At 43.9% G+C, this 20,425-nt stretch carries 20 protein-coding genes and 1 tRNA gene; 11 read left to right on the forward strand and 10 right to left on the reverse strand.

Going from position 1 to position 20,425, the window contains the following annotated elements; genetic code table 11:
- Positions 1 to 6: 6 nt before the first annotated feature.
- The 3 genes from MHB62_RS17790 to MHB62_RS17800 all read right to left on the reverse strand — a co-directional run bounded on the left by MHB62_RS17790 (position 7) and on the right by MHB62_RS17800 (position 3,455).
- Positions 7 to 1,827 carry a nucleoside-diphosphate sugar epimerase/dehydratase gene (locus tag MHB62_RS17790; RefSeq protein ID WP_171518537.1) on the reverse strand — a complete coding sequence of 607 codons (1,821 nt, stop codon included), beginning with the start codon at positions 1,825 to 1,827 and terminating at the stop codon, positions 7 to 9.
- 234 nt (positions 1,828 to 2,061) lie between these two features.
- Positions 2,062 to 2,745: a protein tyrosine kinase EpsB gene (epsB, locus tag MHB62_RS17795; RefSeq protein ID WP_003228249.1), complete on the reverse strand. Its 684-nt coding sequence runs from the start codon at positions 2,743 to 2,745 to the stop codon at positions 2,062 to 2,064.
- Positions 2,746 to 2,750: 5 nt separating this feature from the next.
- Entirely contained in the window at positions 2,751 to 3,455 is a 705-nt protein-coding gene (locus MHB62_RS17800; RefSeq protein ID WP_003228247.1) for a YveK family protein, read from the reverse strand.
- 245 nt (positions 3,456 to 3,700) lie between these two features.
- Between MHB62_RS17800 and slrR the strand changes: the two genes are divergently transcribed.
- From slrR to MHB62_RS17815, 3 genes are all read left to right on the forward strand, one after another.
- The gene (gene slrR / locus MHB62_RS17805; protein WP_003228245.1) at positions 3,701 to 4,159 is read left to right on the forward strand and encodes an HTH-type transcriptional regulator SlrR; all 459 of its coding nucleotides are present in this window, start codon (positions 3,701 to 3,703) and stop codon (positions 4,157 to 4,159) included.
- Between the two features lie 74 nt (positions 4,160 to 4,233).
- Positions 4,234 to 5,703, forward strand: coding sequence for a para-nitrobenzyl esterase (gene pnbA / locus MHB62_RS17810; RefSeq protein ID WP_015714751.1), 1,470 nt, complete (start codon positions 4,234 to 4,236; stop codon positions 5,701 to 5,703).
- 2 nt (positions 5,704 to 5,705) lie between these two features.
- Positions 5,706 to 5,897, forward strand: coding sequence for a hypothetical protein (locus MHB62_RS17815; RefSeq protein ID WP_015714752.1), 192 nt, complete (start codon positions 5,706 to 5,708; stop codon positions 5,895 to 5,897).
- 26 nt (positions 5,898 to 5,923) lie between these two features.
- Here the strand turns inward: MHB62_RS17815 and padC are convergent, their stop codons facing one another.
- The 4 genes from padC to MHB62_RS17835 form a co-directional block, all read right to left on the reverse strand.
- Positions 5,924 to 6,409, reverse strand: coding sequence for a phenolic acid decarboxylase (padC, locus tag MHB62_RS17820; protein WP_003228238.1), 486 nt, complete (start codon positions 6,407 to 6,409; stop codon positions 5,924 to 5,926).
- Positions 6,410 to 6,431: 22 nt separating this feature from the next.
- A complete protein-coding gene (locus tag MHB62_RS17825; protein WP_029725958.1) occupies positions 6,432 to 6,887 on the reverse strand; it encodes a DUF3237 domain-containing protein in 456 nt (151 codons plus the stop codon).
- A 130-nt stretch (positions 6,888 to 7,017) separates the two neighbouring features.
- Entirely contained in the window at positions 7,018 to 7,701 is a 684-nt protein-coding gene (gene racX, locus MHB62_RS17830) for a broad specificity amino-acid racemase RacX (protein WP_029725959.1), read from the reverse strand.
- 15 nt (positions 7,702 to 7,716) lie between these two features.
- Positions 7,717 to 9,072, reverse strand: a complete 1,356-nt coding sequence (locus MHB62_RS17835; protein WP_029725960.1) for a serine hydrolase — start codon at positions 9,070 to 9,072, stop codon at positions 7,717 to 7,719.
- A 538-nt stretch (positions 9,073 to 9,610) separates the two neighbouring features.
- Here MHB62_RS17835 and sacB point away from each other — a divergent pair.
- The 6 genes from sacB (at position 9,611) to MHB62_RS17865 (ending at position 15,741) form a co-directional block, all read left to right on the forward strand.
- The gene (gene sacB / locus MHB62_RS17840; protein ID WP_001022105.1) at positions 9,611 to 11,032 is read left to right on the forward strand and encodes a levansucrase; all 1,422 of its coding nucleotides are present in this window, start codon (positions 9,611 to 9,613) and stop codon (positions 11,030 to 11,032) included.
- 73 nt (positions 11,033 to 11,105) lie between these two features.
- Positions 11,106 to 12,656 (forward strand): 2,6-beta-fructan 6-levanbiohydrolase, encoded by a 1,551-nt coding sequence (levB, locus tag MHB62_RS17845; protein ID WP_003243729.1) that lies wholly within the window; start codon positions 11,106 to 11,108, stop codon positions 12,654 to 12,656.
- A 106-nt stretch (positions 12,657 to 12,762) separates the two neighbouring features.
- The gene (aspP, locus tag MHB62_RS17850; protein WP_003228228.1) at positions 12,763 to 14,325 is read left to right on the forward strand and encodes an aspartate/proton symporter AspP; all 1,563 of its coding nucleotides are present in this window, start codon (positions 12,763 to 12,765) and stop codon (positions 14,323 to 14,325) included.
- 94 nt (positions 14,326 to 14,419) lie between these two features.
- Positions 14,420 to 15,004, forward strand: a complete 585-nt coding sequence (locus tag MHB62_RS17855; RefSeq protein WP_003244443.1) for a TetR family transcriptional regulator — start codon at positions 14,420 to 14,422, stop codon at positions 15,002 to 15,004.
- An 81-nt stretch (positions 15,005 to 15,085) separates the two neighbouring features.
- Positions 15,086 to 15,421, forward strand: coding sequence for an SMR family transporter (locus tag MHB62_RS17860; protein WP_003242480.1), 336 nt, complete (start codon positions 15,086 to 15,088; stop codon positions 15,419 to 15,421).
- A complete protein-coding gene (locus MHB62_RS17865; protein WP_003228222.1) occupies positions 15,421 to 15,741 on the forward strand; it encodes a QacE family quaternary ammonium compound efflux SMR transporter in 321 nt (106 codons plus the stop codon). The genes MHB62_RS17860 and MHB62_RS17865 overlap by 1 nt, the downstream gene beginning before the upstream one ends.
- Before the next feature lie 35 nt (positions 15,742 to 15,776).
- Here MHB62_RS17865 and MHB62_RS17870 read toward each other — a convergent pair whose 3' ends face one another.
- Complete coding sequence (locus MHB62_RS17870; RefSeq protein ID WP_014478056.1) at positions 15,777 to 16,289, reverse strand: DUF3231 family protein; 513 nt, start codon at positions 16,287 to 16,289, stop codon at positions 15,777 to 15,779.
- Between the two features lie 251 nt (positions 16,290 to 16,540).
- Positions 16,541 to 17,884, reverse strand: coding sequence for an FAD-binding oxidoreductase (locus MHB62_RS17875; RefSeq protein WP_003228217.1), 1,344 nt, complete (start codon positions 17,882 to 17,884; stop codon positions 16,541 to 16,543).
- Positions 17,885 to 18,239: 355 nt separating this feature from the next.
- On the opposite strand from MHB62_RS17875, the gene cotR reads away from it, so the two are divergent.
- Positions 18,240 to 19,202, forward strand: a complete 963-nt coding sequence (gene cotR / locus MHB62_RS17880) for a sporulation hydrolase CotR (RefSeq protein WP_029725962.1) — start codon at positions 18,240 to 18,242, stop codon at positions 19,200 to 19,202.
- A gap of 282 nt (positions 19,203 to 19,484) precedes the next feature.
- On the opposite strand, the gene MHB62_RS17885 is transcribed toward cotR, so the two are convergent.
- Positions 19,485 to 19,560 (reverse strand) — tRNA-Arg (locus MHB62_RS17885).
- A gap of 269 nt (positions 19,561 to 19,829) precedes the next feature.
- Between MHB62_RS17885 and clpP the strand changes: the two genes are divergently transcribed.
- Entirely contained in the window at positions 19,830 to 20,423 is a 594-nt protein-coding gene (gene clpP / locus MHB62_RS17890; protein WP_003228214.1) for an ATP-dependent Clp endopeptidase proteolytic subunit ClpP, read from the forward strand.
- Positions 20,424 to 20,425 lie beyond the last annotated feature (2 nt).

Genomic DNA, 20,425 nt, shown 5'->3' on the forward strand with positions numbered 1-20,425 from the left:
CTCCCCCTAATGAACGCTGGCAGCCGTCATTTCTTCTGATGTATTGATTGCAGCAAACAGCCTCGCTCTCAGGTCGGCTTCCGGCAGCTCATGAAAATCCTCGATAAAGCGCATCAGCACCGGCCAATCGCCGTCCACCGCTTTACCGATGTGAATTTTTGGAAAGATTTGTTCAGCATGGACTTCATTTTTGTTCAGCAATTCTTCATACATTTTTTCGCCCGGACGAATGCCAGTGAATTCGATTGGAACCTGCTCAGTCGTGTAGCCGGACAAATGAATGAGGTTTTTGGCAAGATCCACAATCTTTACGGGCTCTCCCATATCGAGAACGAAAATTTGACGCCCTTTCGCCAGTGCCCCAGCCTGAATCACAAGCCTTGATGCCTCGGGAATCGTCATGAAATAGCGGGTCATTGCCGGATGTGTTACTGTCACCGGGCCGCCTTTTTCAATCTGTTTTTTGAAAATTGGAATGACGCTGCCGCGGCTCCCGAGTACATTGCCGAAGCGAACAGCAACAAATTTGGTTCTGCTGACTTTCCCAAGATTCATAATAATCATCTCTGCGAATCGTTTTGTCGCCCCCATTACGTTGGCTGGGTTCACCGCTTTGTCCGATGAAATCAGCACGAATGTCTCAGTTCCCGACATATCGGCTGCTTCCGCGACATTTTTTGTTCCGATAATATTGTTTTTGACCGCCTCTTCTGGATTGTGTTCCATTAAAGGCACATGCTTATGGGCAGCTGCATGATAGACAACATGCGGCTCGTATTTTTTCATCAAGGTAAACATTTTATCGCGGTCCTGCACATCAGCGATTTCCGTATGGAACACAATGTGTTTGCCGAATCGTCCGTTCAGCTCTGTATAAATCGAATGAATGCTGTTTTCCCCATGGCCGAGCAGAATGATTTCCTTAGGCTGAAACGCGCTGATCTGACGGCAGATTTCCGAGCCGATTGATCCGCCCGCTCCCGTGACGAGAACTGTTTTTCCTTTGATGCGGTTCGAAATTTCGCTAGTGTCGAGGGTTACCGGCTTTCTGCCGAGCAAGTCCTCAGCTTTTACATCTCTGATTTGTCCTGCAGTTCGTGTGCCAAGCAGCATTTCATCAAAATGAGGCATAATTTTAATGCTTACTCCGGTTCGCACACATTCTTTATATAACACCTGAAGCTCATGGGTGCGGAGTGAAGGAATGGCAATAATAATATAATTAATTTTGAGCTTTTGCACCGCAGGCATGATACTTTCTTTACCGCCGATTACGGGCAGTCCCATAATTTCTAATTTATGCTTCGTTTGGTCGTCATCAATAAAAGCGACAGGTATGATATCAGGTTCATCTTTCGAAAGCAGCTGCCTGACCATCAGAGTCCCACCTGAGCCCGCCCCGATAATCAGCGCGCGGGACGAGGCGCAGCGTTTTTTCCTGATGCTTTCGTTTAATACTCTGGATAAAATACGGGTCCCTCCAATAGACAAAAGCTGAAGCACCCAGCACGCGGTTAACAGACGGAAGAACATCGTGTGATACACAGCATACTGAATGATACCGGTCACAGCGGCGGAAAGCGTAATGCCCTTAAGCAGGACAATCAGCTCACCAAGCCCGGTGTATGTCCACACCTGTTTATACTGATTGAACAGGAAAGCACACACATGATAGCTGAGGAGCAAGCTGACAGCGGTAAGCAGTAATGCTCCGGAGTCATAAAATTGATAGGAATCTTTTAAAAATTGATATCCTGCAATAACTGAATTTAAAACGAGGTAAGTATCCAGCGCAATAATCATTGACAGTCTTCTCCGGTAACTCAACCTTTTCCCCCCTAATTCTTTTATCGGTTTAGCTGCGGCGGTTTTCGTCTCTCCAAAAAATCGGCAGCAGCTAAACCGACAACACGTCCTATGTATATATCAGATAAGTGGGCATTTAACCCATCCTCACGCCCCGCCAGCGACGACCAGCATCTAAGGCAGCAACTTCAGCTGCCCACAGCAGAGCCGAGTGCCTCCATTGATACAGGTCAGGAGACATCACCTTTACAAAAACTAGTAGGAATAGTGTTCCGATTTTTTCATTTTCTTTTTGTTTAAAAGAGCGCCTAACAGCTTCGCATTGGATTGTTCCAGTGCATCTTTTGCTTTCAGAACGGTATCGGTTTTTGTTTTTCCGCTTAAAACGACGAGCACGCTGCCGTCTGTCTGATTTGCTAGAATCTGAGCATCTGCAACAGCCAAAAGAGGAGGGGAATCAAAGATGACGAGGCTGAATTGTTCATAGATCTCAGATATTAAATCTCCCATTGCTTTTGAAGACAACAGTTCTGCCGGGTTTGGCGGGGTCGGCCCGCTTGTCAGTACATATAAGTTATCGATCGGCGTCTTTTGCACCGTCTCACTGAGTGAAGCATTGCCGACCAGCACATTTGTCAGCCCGGTTACATTATCAACCTGAAACGTCTGATTGATGGTCGGCTTTCTTAAATCGGCATCCACCAGCAGTACTTTCTTTTCCTGCTGCTGCGCAAAGACAGCCGCAAGATTCGCTGCACTGAACGATTTACCTTCACCAGGCACAGAGGAGGTGACGAGGATAGATCGCAAGTTGGTCTGGACAGATGAGAACTCAATGTTTGTCCGAATGGTGCGATATTGTTCCGCAACAACTGATTTATTGTGTAAAACAGATATTTGAGCCAAACCTCGCCTTGCTTTCTTTTTTCTAAAGATCACTCGCTTCACTCCCCGAAATGTTTTATCCCACGATTCCGCCCTTTGTGGACATCAGGAACGGAGCCTAAGCATGGCAATCCGGTTCTCTCGCTGAGCTGCCGTGCGCTTTTGCAAGTATCATCGAGAAAATGCAGAAAAAATGCCAGTGTAATGCCGCCCATGACAGCAGCGCCAAAAGCCATGACCATATTTCGCAGCCTGGCCGGCTTGATCATCGGGCTTTCAGAAGCCTTCGCCTCTGATAATATATGTACGCCTTGTACATTCATTCTTTCATCTACTTCTTTTTCAAACTTGTTCACTAACGTGTTCGCAATCTCAGCCGCTTTCGCCGGGTCGTGATCCTGGACGGCAACGTTGATAATTTCTGATTCATTTTCACTGCTGGTAACCACTTTTCCTTTCAGCGAGGAAGCCGATTCAGATAGGTGCAATTCCGCCTTAACTTCTTCCATCAAGGCAGTGCTTTTCATAATCGATTGGAACGTGCTGCTATACTGAAGATTTCGCTGGATGTCACTGAGATTCGAGTTTTCTTCACCGTCTGATTCATGAACCAGCACCTGTGTCGACGCCTGGTAGGTCGGTGAAATGACCTTAAATTGCACAAAACCCATAATAAGGGTGACGCCGATTGTGATGAGCAGAATCAGCACGAATCTGTGTCTGACAATCGCATATAATTCTTTGAAACTCATATTCTCATTCATGTATTCATAGCCTTCAGCCTTCCCGCGGCTGGCTTCCCGCGCCCCTTTCTGTTAATGATTGGATTATAAAAGAAAACGTTATTATTTAAAAATTGCAAAATAAGCCAATAAGTTCTCTTTAGAGAACAAAATCATGATTTTCCTCTAATTTACTGCACTTCCCTTATTATTTTAAATTTTATAAAGAACGAAAAATTCTTTATAATGAACAAAATAACGACAGGAATAGAGGAGAATTTCATATTATGATTGGAAGAATTATCCGTTTGTACCGTAAAAGAAAAGGCTATTCTATTAATCAGCTGGCTGTTGAGTCAGGCGTATCCAAATCCTATTTAAGCAAGATTGAAAGAGGCGTTCACACGAATCCGTCCGTTCAATTTTTAAAAAAAGTTTCTGCCACACTGGAAGTTGAATTAACAGAATTATTTGACGCAGAAACAATGATGTATGAAAAAATCAGCGGCGGTGAAGAAGAATGGCGCGTACATTTAGTGCAAGCCGTACAAGCCGGGATGGAAAAGGAAGAATTGTTCACTTTTACGAACAGGCTAAAGAAAGAACAGCCTGAAACTGCCTCTTACCGCAACCGCAAACTGACGGAATCCAATATAGAAGAATGGAAAGCGCTGATGGCGGAAGCAAGAGAAATCGGTCTGACTGTCCATGAAGTCAAATCCTTTTTAAAAACAATGGGAAGATGATGATCGGTTAAGGGCTAACGTTCGCATCTATAGGGTAAATCTGTTTATAATGGGGGAAAAAGGGAGAGAACACAATGACTCATCAAATAGTAACGACTCAATACGGCAAAGTAAAAGGCACAACGGAAAACGGCGTACATAAGTGGAAAGGCATCCCCTATGCCAAGCCGCCTGTCGGACAATGGCGTTTTAAAGCACCTGAGCCGCCTGAAGTGTGGGAAGATGTCCTTGATGCCACAGCGTACGGCCCTGTTTGCCCGCAGCCGTCTGATTTGCTGTCACTTTCGTATACTGAGCTGCCCCGCCAGTCCGAGGATTGCTTGTTTGTCAATGTATTTGCGCCTGACACTCCAAGCCAAAACCTGCCTGTCATGGTTTGGATTCACGGAGGCGCTTTTTATCTCGGCGCGGGCAGTGAGCCATTGTATGACGGATCAAAACTTGCGGCGCAGGGAGAGGTCATTGTCGTTACACTGAACTATCGGCTGGGGCCGTTTGGCTTTTTGCACTTGTCTTCGTTTGATGAGGCGTATTCCGATAACCTTGGGCTTTTAGACCAAGTCGCCGCACTGAAATGGGTGCGGGAGAATATTTCAGCGTTTGGCGGTGATCCCGATAACGTAACAGTATTTGGAGAATCCGCCGGCGGGATGAGCATTGCCGCGCTTCTCGCTATGCCTGCGGCAAAAGGCCTGTTCCAGAAAGCAATCATGGAAAGCGGCGCTTCTCGAACGATGACGAAAGAACAAGCGGCGAGCACCTCGGCAGCCTTTTTACAGGTCCTTGGGATTAACGAGGGCCAATTGGATAAATTGCATACGGTTTCTGCGGAAGATTTGCTAAAAGCGGCCGATCAGCTTCGGATCGCAGAAAAAGAAAATATCTTTCAGCTGTTCTTCCAGCCCGCCCTTGATCCAAAAACGCTGCCTGCTGAACCAGAAAAAGCGATCGCAGAAGGGGCCGCTTCCGGCATTCCGCTATTAATCGGAACAACCCGTGATGAAGGATATTTATTTTTCACCCCGGATTCAGACGTTCATTCTCAGGAAACGCTTGATGCAGCGCTCGAGTATTTACTAGGGAAGCCGCTGGCAGAGAAAGCTGCCGATTTGTATCCGCGTTCTCTGGAAAGCCAAATTCATATGATGACTGATTTGTTATTTTGGCGCCCCGCTGTCGCCTATGCATCCGCACATTCCCATTATGCCCCTGTCTGGATGTACCGGTTCGATTGGCACCCGGAGAAGCCGCCGTACAATAAAGCGTTTCACGCATTAGAGCTTCCTTTTGTCTTTGGAAATCTGGACGGATTAGAACGAATGGCAAAAGCGGAGGTTACGGATGAGGTGAAACAGCTTTCTCACTCGATACAATCAGCATGGATCACATTCGCCAAAACAGGAAACCCAAGCACCGAAGCTGTGAATTGGCCGGCGTATCATGAAGAAACGAGAGAGACGCTGATTTTAGACTCAGAGATTACGATCGAAAACGATCCCGAATCTGAAAAAAGGCAGAAGCTATTCCCTTCAAAAGGAGAATAAATATGGGGAAAACAGGATACATTGGTGCTGCCATTGTTGTGGCAGCTTGTATCATTATTTTGTCGGCCGTGGTATGTTTACGGGACACAGTCTATTACCAGCCTATGCGCTGGACTGGCATCATACTGTTTTTCGTGGGAATTGTGATGGTTCCCGCATACTCAGCAAAAAGAAAACCCGGAAAAGAGAAGTAATTCTCTTTTCCGGGTTTTTATGTTTATTATAATCTTCCCGCGCGAATATCGTCTGTCATTCCCTCATAAGGAGCCTTCGAAATCACTTCTTCGTTGTCGACTCCTTCATTTTTCAGAAATGTAATTTCCGCAAATTCAGGTACAACGTATTTTGGATACGTTTCATATTTTTCGCGGGATTCTTCCATCAAATCAATGTGGTCATTTTGGTAGCAAACCGTAATTTCAGGATGTTCATGCACCCATTTCGGGAAGAAAATAATGCCGTGCATGCGTTTTTCATTTGGCATAAAGTTTAATGAAACATCCGTGCCAGTCGGCTCTGTCCAAGACACTTTATATACGCCTTCTGTCAGTTTGACAATATTCACTTCCTGATCCCGAACCCAGCGTCCGGCAACCATTCCGCTATGAATTCTATAATCAATTGTATGGTCATTTTTAATATAAATCTCGTATTCCCAGCCGTTTTCATACGTATAAATCATGTGGCTTCCGATAAAGTTTTCCATTTTTCACACTCTCCTTAGTCTTTTACTGCACTTCATAAATGTCTAGTCGAACGTAATCAGGGGTTCTTTCTGCGGAACCGATAAACAAGCGGTCATGGAGCCATTGATAGACTTTACTGCCTGTTTCAAACGTCGGTACCGTACGAAAATAAACATGCTCCGGATCAATGATTTCCCCGGCTGCCGCTTGTTTTCGAAACGGCTCGCTGACTTGCCGTATTCCATTGTTTTCAATGTAAATCAGTTCATGATCTGCTGTTTCGATCACATACCTGGCAGATAAATCGTTTCTGCCGTCAGCGCGAATCATTTGCGAATCGGCACCGCTCGGCAAAATACGTCCCTTTACTTCCCCGGTTATTGTTCCCGAACGAATCGGAATGAATCGTCTCAGTCCCAGGCCTGTCTCACCAATCGTGATAGGCGGATCAACCTTGATTTCTAAAGAGGCGAATGGTTTTAAAACCGGCTTCTTCACGAGAACCACCTCACCTCCAGAAAAAATCATGTAACTATTTACATGTTTAATTTAACACTATTGCAGTTAACTGTCAAACAATAGGAACATAAAAAAACAAGGACTGTTTGAAGACAGTCCTTGTCTGAAGCTAGCTTTGATATGCAAGATATGTGCTGACAGTGCTTTTTGCAAGACAGGCAGAGGAATCTATAATTGGAATCTCACTTTGAATATGATCTAACACCGCATTTAAATCCGTGCAGGCTGAAATGATGATGTCTGCATGCTGACTGATTTCTTCATATAGCGTCTGCCACAATGCTTGTGTATGCTCCATATGATTAGGCTGTTTGATTGCGGCGATAAGCTGGTTCACAACCTGCTGCCAATGGTCCTTGTGAACAACTTCTTGTCCATTTGCCTTCAGAACTTTTTGGTAGATGGCGGATTGGATGGTTGGCTCTGTTCCTAAAACCACCGCTTTTTTTGCAGGATGCGGAATCTCTTTTATCGTTTCCTCAACGATATGCAACATAGGAACCGACAATGCCTGCTGAATCTCTTCATAGTAGACATGCGCCGTATTACAAGGCAGCGCAATGAAATCCACTCCTGTTTTCTCGAGCTTTACCGCTCCGTCGATAATCGCTTTTTTCATCTCGTCATGGTCAATTGGACGATCTGCATAGAAGGGCGTCGGGCATGAATAGATCATCATGTGCGGGTAGTCAATATCGTTTGAAGCCCCATACAGCTTCTGACAGTAATCAATCACCTTATCAATAAACGGCGAGGTCGATTTCGGCCCCATTCCGGCTAATATTCCGATCATCAAATTCATTCCTTTCTAATTTGTACGGACCGCTTCTTCTTCTGAGCCATCCTCATAGAGGATAAAGCTTTTCGCAGCATCCCCGCCTAACATAAACTCGACTTCAACAGACAATGCTCGCAGAAAGAAACGGGTTTCCGAGGAAGGAAATAACTCCAGTCTCAGCTGTCCGGTGATCTCCAAATAAAGCCGTTCATTCTCGGCTGTCACCTGTGCAGCCGTTCCATCCTGCAACAGGTAGCTGCCAACATAGCGGCTGTATATCGCCGTATCAATTGCTTTTTTCTTTTTATCAGCAGGACGTTCCGGGACCTCATATGGCTGGCCAAATAGAATATGTTCCGCCGCCTTCAGAATCGCTTGTTCATATTCAGTATCCTCTTCCTTATTACTCAAATAGATCAGTGTTTTACGATGATCGATATATCGGATCATCAACGTCGAATAGCCGGGCCATCCTCCGCTGTGGCTGACAATCCGCCCTTTTTCAGGACTATTTTGCAGTACCCAGCCAAAGCCATAATCAATTGTTTCTCCATTGTTGAGGCGCACTGGAGAAAACGCAGATTCCTTAGAAGCCTTGCTGATGAAATCGTCCTGATATAAAGCCTGATCAAATCGAAACAAATCGCTTGTGACAGAGTTCACCGTCCCATCTCCCTGTATGCCATCGAGATACACAACATAGTTCGTTTCCTCCAGCTCATCAGGGAGGACGTATGTTTCGGAATGTACATCATACACATATCCATATGCATAATGATCAATTCGCTCAGGCGAAAGCCTCCTGTTATACACTCTTGTTTCATTCATGCCGATCGGTGAAAAAATACTTGTTTTCATAAAATCCGCATAGCTCATGCCAGATGCTTTTTCAATGATAACCGCCAGCAGCACATACCCCGTATTGCTGTACATCCAGCCTTCATTCGGTTCAAAATAACCAGATAGCCCCTCATTCATCAGCATATCGACAATATCCTGATTCACCGCAATCTTGTGTGAATCCCAATTGGCAAAAAACCATCCCATATAATCAGGAAGCCCTGACGTATGGTTCAATAAATGCCGAATCGTTACGCCCTGATACGGAAAACCGGGCAGCCAGCGATCCACTTTATCCTCATAGCCAAGAATCCCCTTCTCCTCCAGCAAGATGATTCCCAATGCTGTAAAAGGCTTTGACAAAGACGCTAACTCAAACAAAGAGTTGGTTTTCAACGGGCGTTTTTCCGTCATTTCCGCATAGCCAAAAGAGTGGTGATATAAAATATCGCCACCCTCCGCAGCCAGAACCGTCCCGTTAAACTGATGTTTTTCGCCTAATGTCTCAAATAATGTCTGAAGATGCTTTCTTTTATTCTGTTTCATTCCTCCACCTCCCATATCTCTGTACGTTACTAACCTACTAACGTTTCAAATATTTTGAAAAACCCTTCAGTTAGAGATCCTTTTTAACCCATCACATATACCTGCGGTTCACTACTATTTAGTGAAATGAGATATTATGATATTTTCTGAATTATGATTAAAAAGGCAACTTTATGCCCATGCAACAGAAGCTATAAAAAATACAGAGAATGAAAAGAAACAGATAGATTTTTTAGTTCTTTAGGCCCGTAGACCGCAAATCCTTTTATGATTTTCTATCAAACAAAAGAGGAAAATAGACCAGTTGCAATCCAAACGAGAGTCTAATAGAATGAGGTCGAAAAGTAAATCGCGCGGGTTTGTTACTGATAAAGCAGGCAAGACCTAAAATGTGTAAAGGGCAAAGTGTATACTTTGGCGTCACCCCTTACATATTTTAGGTCTTTTTTTATTGTGCGTAACTAACTTGCCATCTTCAAACAGGAGGGCTGGAAGAAGCAGACCGCTAACACAGTACATAAAAAAGGAGACATGAACGATGAACATCAAAAAGTTTGCAAAACAAGCAACAGTATTAACCTTTACTACCGCACTGCTGGCAGGAGGCGCAACTCAAGCGTTTGCGAAAGAAACGAACCAAAAGCCATATAAGGAAACATACGGCATTTCCCATATTACACGCCATGATATGCTGCAAATCCCTGAACAGCAAAAAAATGAAAAATATCAAGTTCCTGAATTCGATTCGTCCACAATTAAAAATATCTCTTCTGCAAAAGGCCTGGACGTTTGGGACAGCTGGCCATTACAAAACGCTGACGGCACTGTCGCAAACTATCATGGCTACCACATCGTCTTTGCATTAGCCGGAGATCCTAAAAATGCGGATGACACATCGATTTACATGTTCTATCAAAAAGTCGGCGAAACTTCTATTGACAGCTGGAAAAACGCTGGCCGCGTCTTTAAAGACAGCGACAAATTCGATGCAAATGATTCTATCCTAAAAGACCAAACGCAAGAATGGTCAGGTTCAGCCACATTTACATCTGACGGAAAAATCCGTTTATTCTACACTGATTTCTCCGGTAAACATTACGGCAAACAAACACTGACAACTGCACAGGTTAACGTATCAGCATCAGACAGCTCTCTGAACATCAACGGTGTAGAGGATTATAAATCAATCTTTGACGGTGACGGCAAAACGTATCAAAATGTACAGCAGTTCATCGATGAAGGCAACTACAGCTCAGGCGACAACCATACGCTGAGAGATCCTCACTACGTAGAAGATAAAGGCCACAAATACTTAGTATTTGAAGCAAACACTGGAACTGAAGATGGCTACCAAGGCGAAGAATCTTTATTTAACAAAGCATACTATGGCAAAAGCACATCATTCTTCCGTCAAGAAAGTCAAAAGCTTCTGCAAAGTGATAAAAAGCGCACTGCTGAATTAGCTAACGGCGCTCTCGGTATGATTGAGCTAAACGATGATTACACACTGAAAAAAGTGATGAAACCGCTGATTGCATCTAACACAGTAACAGATGAAATTGAACGCGCGAACGTCTTTAAAATGAACGGCAAATGGTATCTGTTCACTGACTCCCGCGGGTCAAAAATGACGATTGACGGCATTACGTCTAACGATATTTACATGCTTGGCTATGTTTCTAATTCTTTAACTGGCCCATACAAGCCGCTGAACAAAACTGGCCTTGTGTTAAAAATGGATCTTGATCCTAACGATGTAACCTTTACTTACTCACACTTCGCTGTACCTCAAGCGAAAGGAAACAATGTCGTGATTACAAGCTATATGACAAACAGAGGATTCTACGCAGACAAACAATCAACGTTTGCGCCAAGCTTCCTGCTGAACATCAAAGGCAAGAAAACATCTGTTGTCAAAGACAGCATCCTTGAACAAGGACAATTAACAGTTAACAAATAAAAACGCAAAAGAAAATGCCGATATCCTATTGGCATTTTCTTTTATTTCTTATCAACATAAAGGTGAATCCCATATGAACTATATAAAAGCAGGCAAATGGCTAACCGTATTCCTAACCTTTTTAGGAATATTGCTGTTTATCGACTTATTTCCAAAAGAAGAACATGACCAAAAAACAAAATCAAAACAGAAGCCGGACTACCGGGCGGCATATCATTTTACGACGCCGGATAAATGGAAAAATGACCCTCAAAAACCGATCTATTTTGATGGCAAGTATCATTATTTCTATCTATATAACCGGGATTACCCAAAAGGCAACGGCACAGAATGGCGCCATGCCGTCTCAGAGGATTTGGTGCACTGGACCGATGAAGGCGTGGCGATTCCGAAATATACAAACCCGGACGGTGACATTTGGACCGGTTCCGTCGTGGTTGATAAAGAGAACACAGCCGGCTTTGGGAAAAATGCGCTTGTCGCGATTGTGACACAGCCCTCAGCCAAAGACAAAAAACAGGAACAATATTTGTGGTACAGCACAGATAAGGGAAAATCATTCAAATTCTACAGTGGCAACCCCGTTATGCCTAATCCGGGTACAGACGATTTCAGAGATCCGAAAGTCATATGGGATGACCAGGATAACAAATGGGTCATGGTCATGGCTGAAGGATCAAAAATCGGCTTTTATGAATCCGATAATCTTAAGGACTGGCATTACACAAGCGGATTCTTCCCAGAACAGGCGGGAATGGTGGAATGTCCCGACCTCTACATGATGCGGGCAAGCGACGGAACGAATAAGTGGGTTCTCGGTGCCAGCGCGAATGGCAAACCGTGGGGCAAACCAAATACGTACGCCTACTGGACCGGAAGCTTCGACGGAAAAGAATTCAAAGCGGATCAGACTGAAGCCCAATGGCTTGACTATGGCTTCGACTGGTATGGCGGTGTGACGTTCGAAGACAGCAAAAGCACAGATCCATTAGAAAAGCGGTATGCGCTTGCCTGGATGAACAATTGGGATTATGCCAACAACACCCCGACAATGAAGAACGGCTTTAACGGCACAGATTCTGTCATACGCGAACTCCGGCTGAAGGAGCAGGATGGAACATACAGCCTCGTCTCACAGCCGATTGAAGCTTTGGAGCAGCTGACTGTTTCAACTGACGAAATAGAGGATCAGGATGTGAACGGATCAAAAACATTGTCGATAACAGGTGATACGTACCAGCTTGATACGGATCTTTCTTGGTCAGAGCTAAAGAATGCAGGCGTCAGGCTCAGAGAATCAGAAGACCAAAAACGCCATATTGATGTCGGTATTTTCGCTGAAGGCGGCTATGCTTATGTCAATAGAGCAGCCACAAATCAGCCTGACAAAAGCAATACCTATGTCGAAAGCAAAGCTCCTTATGATGTAAACAAACGTAAGGTGCATTTGAAAATACTTGTCGATAAAACAACGATAGAAGTATTTGTTGGCGACGGGAAAACCGTTTTTTCAAATGAAGTCTTCCCAAAGCCTGAAGATAAAGGAATTACCCTTTATTCTGACGGCGGCACAGCCTCCTTCAAAAATATAACAGTGAAACACTTTGATTCGATTCATGAATAAAAACAGGGGCAGCGCAGGCTGCCCTGTTTTTTTATTAGGAGCGGTATTCTCTGTTACATATTGGGCATTGTAAGAAATATAAGGCTGGTTTCAAAGGAGGAAGCGAATGTCTAAACAAGGAAATTTTCAAAAATCAATGTCGCTGTTTGATCTGATTTTGATTGGGATGGGAGCCATCTTTGGATCAGCGTGGCTGTTCGCTGTCAGTAATGTCGCTTCAAAAGCAGGGCCCTCCGGCGCTTTTTCCTGGATCCTCGGAGGAGCCATTATTTTGTTAATCGGGCTCGTATATGCGGAGCTCGGAGCCGCTCTGCCCCGTACCGGAGGCATCATTCGATACCCCGTTTATTCACATGGCCACCTTGTCGGCTACTTAATTTCGTTTGTCACGATTGTCGCTTATACAAGCTTGATTTCAATTGAAGTGACAGCTGTGCGCCAGTATGTGGCCTATTGGTTTCCCGGCCTGACCATTAAAGGGTCTGATTCGCCGACCATTTCCGGCTGGATCTTGCAGTTTGCCCTATTATGCTTGTTTTTCCTGCTGAATTATTGGAGCGTCAAAACCTTCGCTAAGGCGAATTTCATCATATCGATTTTTAAATATATTGTGCCGATTACCATCATTATTGTGCTGATCTTTCATTTTCAGCCGGAGAATTTATCCGTTCAAGGATTTGCACCGTTTGGATTTACAGGTATTCAGGCTGCCATCTCGACAGGCGGCGTGATGTTTGCGTATCTCGGCCTGCATCCGATTGTATCTGTAGCAGGTGAAGTCCAAAATCCAAAACGCAATATCCCGATCGCTTTAATCATTTGCATCATCGTTTCAACCATCATTTATACTGTTTTGCAGGTCACCTTTATTGGTGCAATCCCGACAGAAACACTGAAACATGGCTGGCCGGCAATTGGACGGGAGTTCTCATTGCCGTTTAAGGATATTGCGGTCATGCTCGGGTTAGGCTGGCTTGCAACGCTTGTCATTTTAGACGCCATTCTGTCTCCCGGAGGAAACGGGAATATCTTTATGAATACGACATCCCGCCTTGTTTACGCCTGGGCGCGTAACGGCACATTATTTGGCATATTCTCAAAGGTCAATAAAGATACGGGGACACCCCGCGCTTCGCTTTGGCTTTCGTTTGCCCTGTCCATTTTCTGGACACTTCCCTTTCCTTCGTGGAACGCGCTCGTCAATGTCTGTTCAGTCGCGCTCATTCTTTCATATGCGATTGCACCCATTTCTTCAGCTGCGCTGAGGGTCAACGCGAAGGACTTAAACAGGCCGTTTTATTTAAAGGGAATGAGCATTATCGGGCCGCTTTCCTTTATATTTACAGCGTTTATCGTGTACTGGTCAGGATGGAAAACAGTCTCCTGGCTGCTTGGTTCACAGCTCGTGATGTTTTTGATCTATCTCTGTTTCAGCAAATATACGCCTAAAGAAGATGTCAGCCTCGCTCAGCAGCTGAAATCAGCCTGGTGGCTTATCGGGTTTTATATTATGATGCTGATCTTTTCCTACATCGGTTCTTTCGGACATGGTTTAGGGATTATCAGCAATCCCGTCGACCTCATTTTAGTCGCGATCGGCTCACTTGCGATTTATTACTGGGCAAAGTATACCGGGCTCCCAAAAGCCGCCATTGATTATGATAAATAAAGAAGCAAGAGGTTTTCTTGCTTCTTTATTCTTTACAAACAAACATACACGCGATAAAATGAATGAGAGTCAGTCATTACTGGAGGTGTTCCTCATGCCAAAACAAACATCGGGTAAATACGAAAAAATATTGCAGGCGGCCATAGAAGTCATTTCTGAAAAAGGCCTCGACAAAGCTTCTATTTCTGATATTGTCAAAAAGGCCGGCACTGCCCAAGGAACATTCTATTTGTATTTTTCATCTAAAAATGCCCTCATACCGGCCATTGCAGAAAATCTCCTCACCCATACACTTGATCAAATCAAAGGTAGGCTCCATGGGGACGAGGATTTTTGGACCGTTTTAGATATATTAATTGATGAGACATTTCTCATTACAGAACGCCATAAGGATATTATTGTCCTCTGTTATTCCGGGCTTGCGATCGACCACTCCATGGAAAAATGGGAGACGATCTATCAGCCTTATTATTCCTGGCTTGAAAAAATCATCAACAAGGCCATTGCAAACCATGAGGTAACGGAAGGAATCAATTCAAAATGGACGGCCAGAACGATTATCAACTTGGTCGAGAATACTGCGGAACGATTCTATATCGGATTTGAACAAGATGAAAATGTTGAAGTGTATAAAAAGGAAATTTTCACTTTCTTAAAACGGAGCTTAGGTACTGCTTAAAAAATGACTGGGTAACACCGCTCATTTTTTAATGCCCTAAAAATGACTGACGTTCATTCATAAAATAGAGAGGTGTTTCATTTGAATTGGGTTCTTGTTTTTATTGCAGGGCTTTTAGAGGTTGTTTGGGCCTCTTCCCTCAAACATGCCGATTCGCTTTTGGATTGGATCATCATTTTTATCTTAATCGCGGTCAGCTTTATCCTGTTGATCCGCTCTTATCAAAAAATCCCGATGGCCGCGGCGTACACTGTGTTTGTGGGAATCGGAACCGTCGGAACATATCTGACTGGAATTGTTCTGGGCGAATCCTTCTCAGCAGCCCAAATGTTCTTTTTAGCTTTATTGCTGGCTGGCATTTTAGGAATGAAATTATTTACGAAAGAAAGCAAATCTCAGCCGGGAGGTGAAAAATAATGGCATGGTTTTTATTAGTGATTGCCGGCATAGAAGAAATTATAGCTGCCATTGCCATGAAATATATAGACGGAACAAGAAAAAAATGGCCGATCATTGTGATGACTGTTGGATTCGGCTTATCCTTTTACTGCCTGTCCCAAGCGATGATCGTCCTGCCTGCCGGAGTCGCATATGCCGTCTGGACTGGCATTGGAAGCATTGGTGTTTCGGCGGTCGGGCTCATCTGGTTTAAGGAGCGGTTTCAGCTTTCACAGGTGATTTCACTTTGCCTTATCCTAGCCGGCGTCATCGGCCTGCGTCTTACGTCATCTTCATAAAATCAAGGCATATACAGCTGTATATGCCTTTGCCATTAAGCTTCGTGATGTTTTTGAAGATGAAGCGGCGGCGGGATAAGCCAGCCTTTGTTTTTTAGCAGCCTTAAGTATTTTGCGCCGGTTGCCGCTTTCGACATATGAAATTGCCCAAACATCATGGCAATATCCTCACGAATCGATTGCCCCATCATTTTGCTGCATGTCACAAGACCTGCAGCATTTTGTGCTGCCGCGGAGGCCGCCACATCCGGATCGAGAAACCGTGCGCCAGGCGGAATATCGTTAAGATCTGCTGTCGGCGGTTCAGGAGAAGCCGGCGGCAGCGCCACCCCGTTTTCTTTCAGGATCGTGCTGACCTGCTTGATTTCATCTTGGCATTTCTCAATAGACTCACGAAGCAGCTTCTTCAGGTCGTCATCACCGACATGATTCAATAGCATTTGGTAATTGCCGACCATTTTATTGCCCGCCATCACATAACTCCATAAGCCGAATACCTCACCATAATGCATCGGTTCATCCTGCGGATTTCCGCTTAAAATACCCATGTTCATCCTCCTCGCAAATTCAATATTGCACATTTCATAACGTGCCCAAGCGGAGGAACATTTATGTTTCAGCGGAAAAGATTTATGAAATGAAACAAAACAAAAAAGACAAGAGTGGCAAGTTGCCAAACCATTGTCTTTCCTGTTGTTTGATTGGACGCACTGAAGGGATTCGCACCCCGACAGACAAGATACCGGAAACCATTCAAGTGCTTTTTAATATGAGTCATTGATTCTGTCTTTAATAAACTTTAACGAGATGGCGGGATGCTTTGCGGAAAACGAAATACATTTTCGGGGTCATATTTCGCCTTTATTTCTCGAAGCCGCGCAAAGTTTGCGCCATAATATTCTTTTCCGAAGTTTTCAATGTTTTGATCTGGAACATTAACATATGAACCTGCTACATATGGTTGCATCAGCTGACGCACTCTTTCAACTGATGCAAGATTTGAATCTTCTTGTGATTTATTTTTCCAACTAGCCGTCCATTCCGTATAAAATAATGGATGGCGCCAAAAAAAGGCAGTTTCGTCTTTAGGGACTCTGCTTATAGCACCACCCCAATTGATAAAAAAGAAATTGGCTTCTGTTCCAGTAGCATCTTCCAAAAATTTTCTCATGATTGAAATGGGTTCGTCAGACCAAAAATCATGACCCCATGCCGAGGAGAATTTAACACTCTGATCATTTCTGCCAGGGATGGGTTCGTCAGGGTCTAAGAAATCTATAGCATCTGGATAGTATAATGTTTTGATATCTGCTTCTGTTGGAGTTCCCGCATGTAATAAAGGTTTTAATAATCGAATCAATTCAGTTTTCGAACCGAGGAAAATTCCTTCTGCATGACACAAACCATTTATTTTGCTGTAAATTTCAAGGTAGCATCCTAATCGTTCATCTACAAACGGAGCCCATTTCTGCCAAGCTTTAAATACCGTTTCTAATTGTTCCCACGGCCAGATAATATTGAAGACGGTTGCAGTTTTAGGGGCACGATGAACTTTGAATGTATATTGGGTATTATATCCAAAGTTACCTCCTCCTCCGCCTCTAGAAGCCCATAGCAAATCCTCATTGTGAGATTGATCTGCGTGAATAATCCTTCCTTTTGCATCTACCGTTTTCAGCGCGAGAAGGTTATCACTTATAAGGCCAATCGATCGTGAGAGTACACCAAATCCACCGCCCATCGTAATTCCCCCGATTCCAACTGTTGGGCTATCTCCAAATGGAGCCATAAAACCGTCTCGAGCTAATCCCTTTACAAGCGGGCCAACGGGAATACCAGTTTGAACGGTTGCAATCGCGTTTTCTTCATCTAAGAAAACTTTATTCATGTCACTCACATCAATAACAATTCCTCCACTTACTACTGAAAGGTTCTTATCTAAAGCATGGCGACCGCTTCTGACACGTAAGGGCACTTTATTCTCACGAGCCCATTTAATGGCATTACTTACATCGTATGAATTTTGTGCAAAAACAAAGACAAGAGGATAGACATCCACATAAGGGTTCCAATTCTTAATAGCCTCTGTATAGCCGGGGTCTCCTTTGAAGATTACACGCCCTGTCAACTGTGTTGATCCCATATATTATTTCACTCCCAAAGAAATTCGATTCAGATACTAAAATATGCAGGAGCTGGATAATCGCATAGACAAATGATCTACGAACTATAAATATAATACGCTAAGGCCTTTTTCGTCGGTAAGGTCTGCTGAGAAACATTTTTCAAACAATTTTGAGCAAACTTCCTGTCCAAACCTCCAACAAGCGTTTTTTCTTATCGTTTTTAGGAGCAGTGTCCAGTTTTTTTCGGAGTGAATATTCGTTTAGGCCAAAAGAAAAGAGAGATGAAGAAGTGTTTAGTACCAGAGGTATACATCCATACAACAGACTCTAGATCATCATATACTGAATGTATGTAGAAAGGAGACATCAGCTTTGGCAAAATATCGGATTATGACCTTTGACGGCGGCGGTACCTTAGGTGCTTTAAGTTTACAACTATTAAACAGATTGGCTAGGCAAAACCCGAAGTTAATTAGTCGAACCCATGTATTTTCGGGAAATTCAATCGGTTCATTTACTGCCCTTGCATTAGCAAGCGGAAGATCTCCGAGGGAAACACTTCAGTATTTTGAGGATGAAATCCTACCCGCATTCAGCATTTCCCGGCCAGGCGGACCTGTTTTCAACCAACAATTACCCTATTCCGGTTTTATTAAAGCGGTAAGAAATTTTTTCCCAGCAGATCTTCAACTTATAGATTTAAGAAAACGAATTGTTGTCCCATCATTCAAATTATACTCTCAAAAACTGGATCGTTGGACTCCTGTCTTATTTCACAATTTTCCCGGCTCTCCCTATTTAAATGAGAAAGTAAGTGATGTCATACTGCGGAGCAGCGGTGCTCCCGCGACGCAACGGGCCTATCAAAACTATGTGGATGGGTATGTAGTAGCAACGAACCCTAGTACAGCCAGTATCGCGTTTGCAGTTGGTAAAGCCAACGTGCCATTGGATCAAATTGCGGTATTGTCCATCGGAACAGGTGAAGCCCCGACCCGGTTAAGAAGAGATACGAAGGGATGGGGAATGGTAAGTGCAGATAACATCCGCCCCGAAAATCTGAAGAACCTTCCTCCAAATTGGGGAGTTCTTTTGGACAGGTCGCCTAATGAACCTTTACTGCCATTTCTTCAGATGATTGCTGGCGGTAATGGGTACTATGAATCCATGGTCAGTGCGAATCTTCTGGGAGATCGTTTTTTCCGGTTAGATCCACGGATTCCGAACTTCTCCAAAACGGACCCTGCCGTCGTTCCCGCTGTCATTGAAATTGCGAACAAAACCAACTTACAGCCTGCGATTCAATTTATAGAGAAGAACTGGGGGAGTAAATAAATTTTTATTTTAAAACTATTCTCACTTATCCAATTTTGTCCGAGAGAAGATTCTCAAAATAAATACAGGCAATGGGTAGAACCGGATTTTTTAAAGGTTTGTTAATCACAAGCTAATAAGATGAATGAAAAAATCAATTCATACTTCTTCTTTTGAAAGTGAGGGTTCAAACTAAAGAATGTAATTGAAATGTTACTCTAAGGTATGCAATTCCCTTTTTCACACAAAAAAGACAAGAGCGGCAAATCGCCAAACCCTTGTCTTTCCTGTTGTTCTATTGGACGCGCTCGGAGGGATTCGAACCCCCGACAGACGTGGTACCGGAAACCACCGCTCTATCCAACTGAGCTACGAGCGCATATAGACTGCGTTATGAGAACGTCAGCACAACTAATTATACGATAATTCCTTTCAAATAACAACCCTCTATTTCGAGAGGCCGTTTTTTAAATAGACAAAGCATCTTAATTGGCAATCTGACATACGATGGTTTGAACCCCTGTATTTTTGGGGAAAATGGGAAAAAGAGACGACTTTGCATATCAGGCCAGCTTTTTGTTTGACCTTTATTGACCAAAAATGTATCATGTAACTACATACTTACCTAAAAGGTGAAGGAGGAGCATTATGAATTTAATACCTACAGTCATTGAACAAACGAACCGCGGGGAAAGAGCGTATGACATTTATTCTCGTCTATTAAAGGATCGTATCATCATGCTTGGATCTGCGATTGATGACAACGTTGCGAACTCCATCGTGTCACAGCTTTTATTCTTAGCAGCAGAAGACCCTGAAAAAGAAATTTCTCTTTACATCAACAGCCCGGGCGGCTCTATTACAGCCGGTATGGCGATCTATGATACCATGCAGTTTATTAAGCCGAAGGTATCTACAATTTGTATCGGTATGGCTGCGTCAATGGGCGCGTTCCTGCTTGCAGCCGGCGAAAAAGGCAAACGCTATGCGCTTCCAAACAGTGAAGTCATGATTCACCAGCCACTTGGCGGTGCGCAAGGTCAAGCGACAGAAATTGAAATTGCTGCGAAACGCATTCTCTTGCTTCGTGACAAATTAAACAAAGTCCTAGCTGAACGTACTGGCCAGCCGCTTGAAGTGATCGAACGCGACACAGACCGTGATAACTTCAAGTCTGCTGAAGAAGCGCTTGAATACGGCCTGATTGACAAAATTTTGACTCACACAGAAGACAAAAAGTAATA

Source organism: Bacillus sp. FSL K6-0255, assembly GCF_045040725.1.
GTDB classification, from domain to species: Bacteria; Bacillota; Bacilli; order Bacillales; family Bacillaceae; genus Bacillus; species Bacillus subtilis.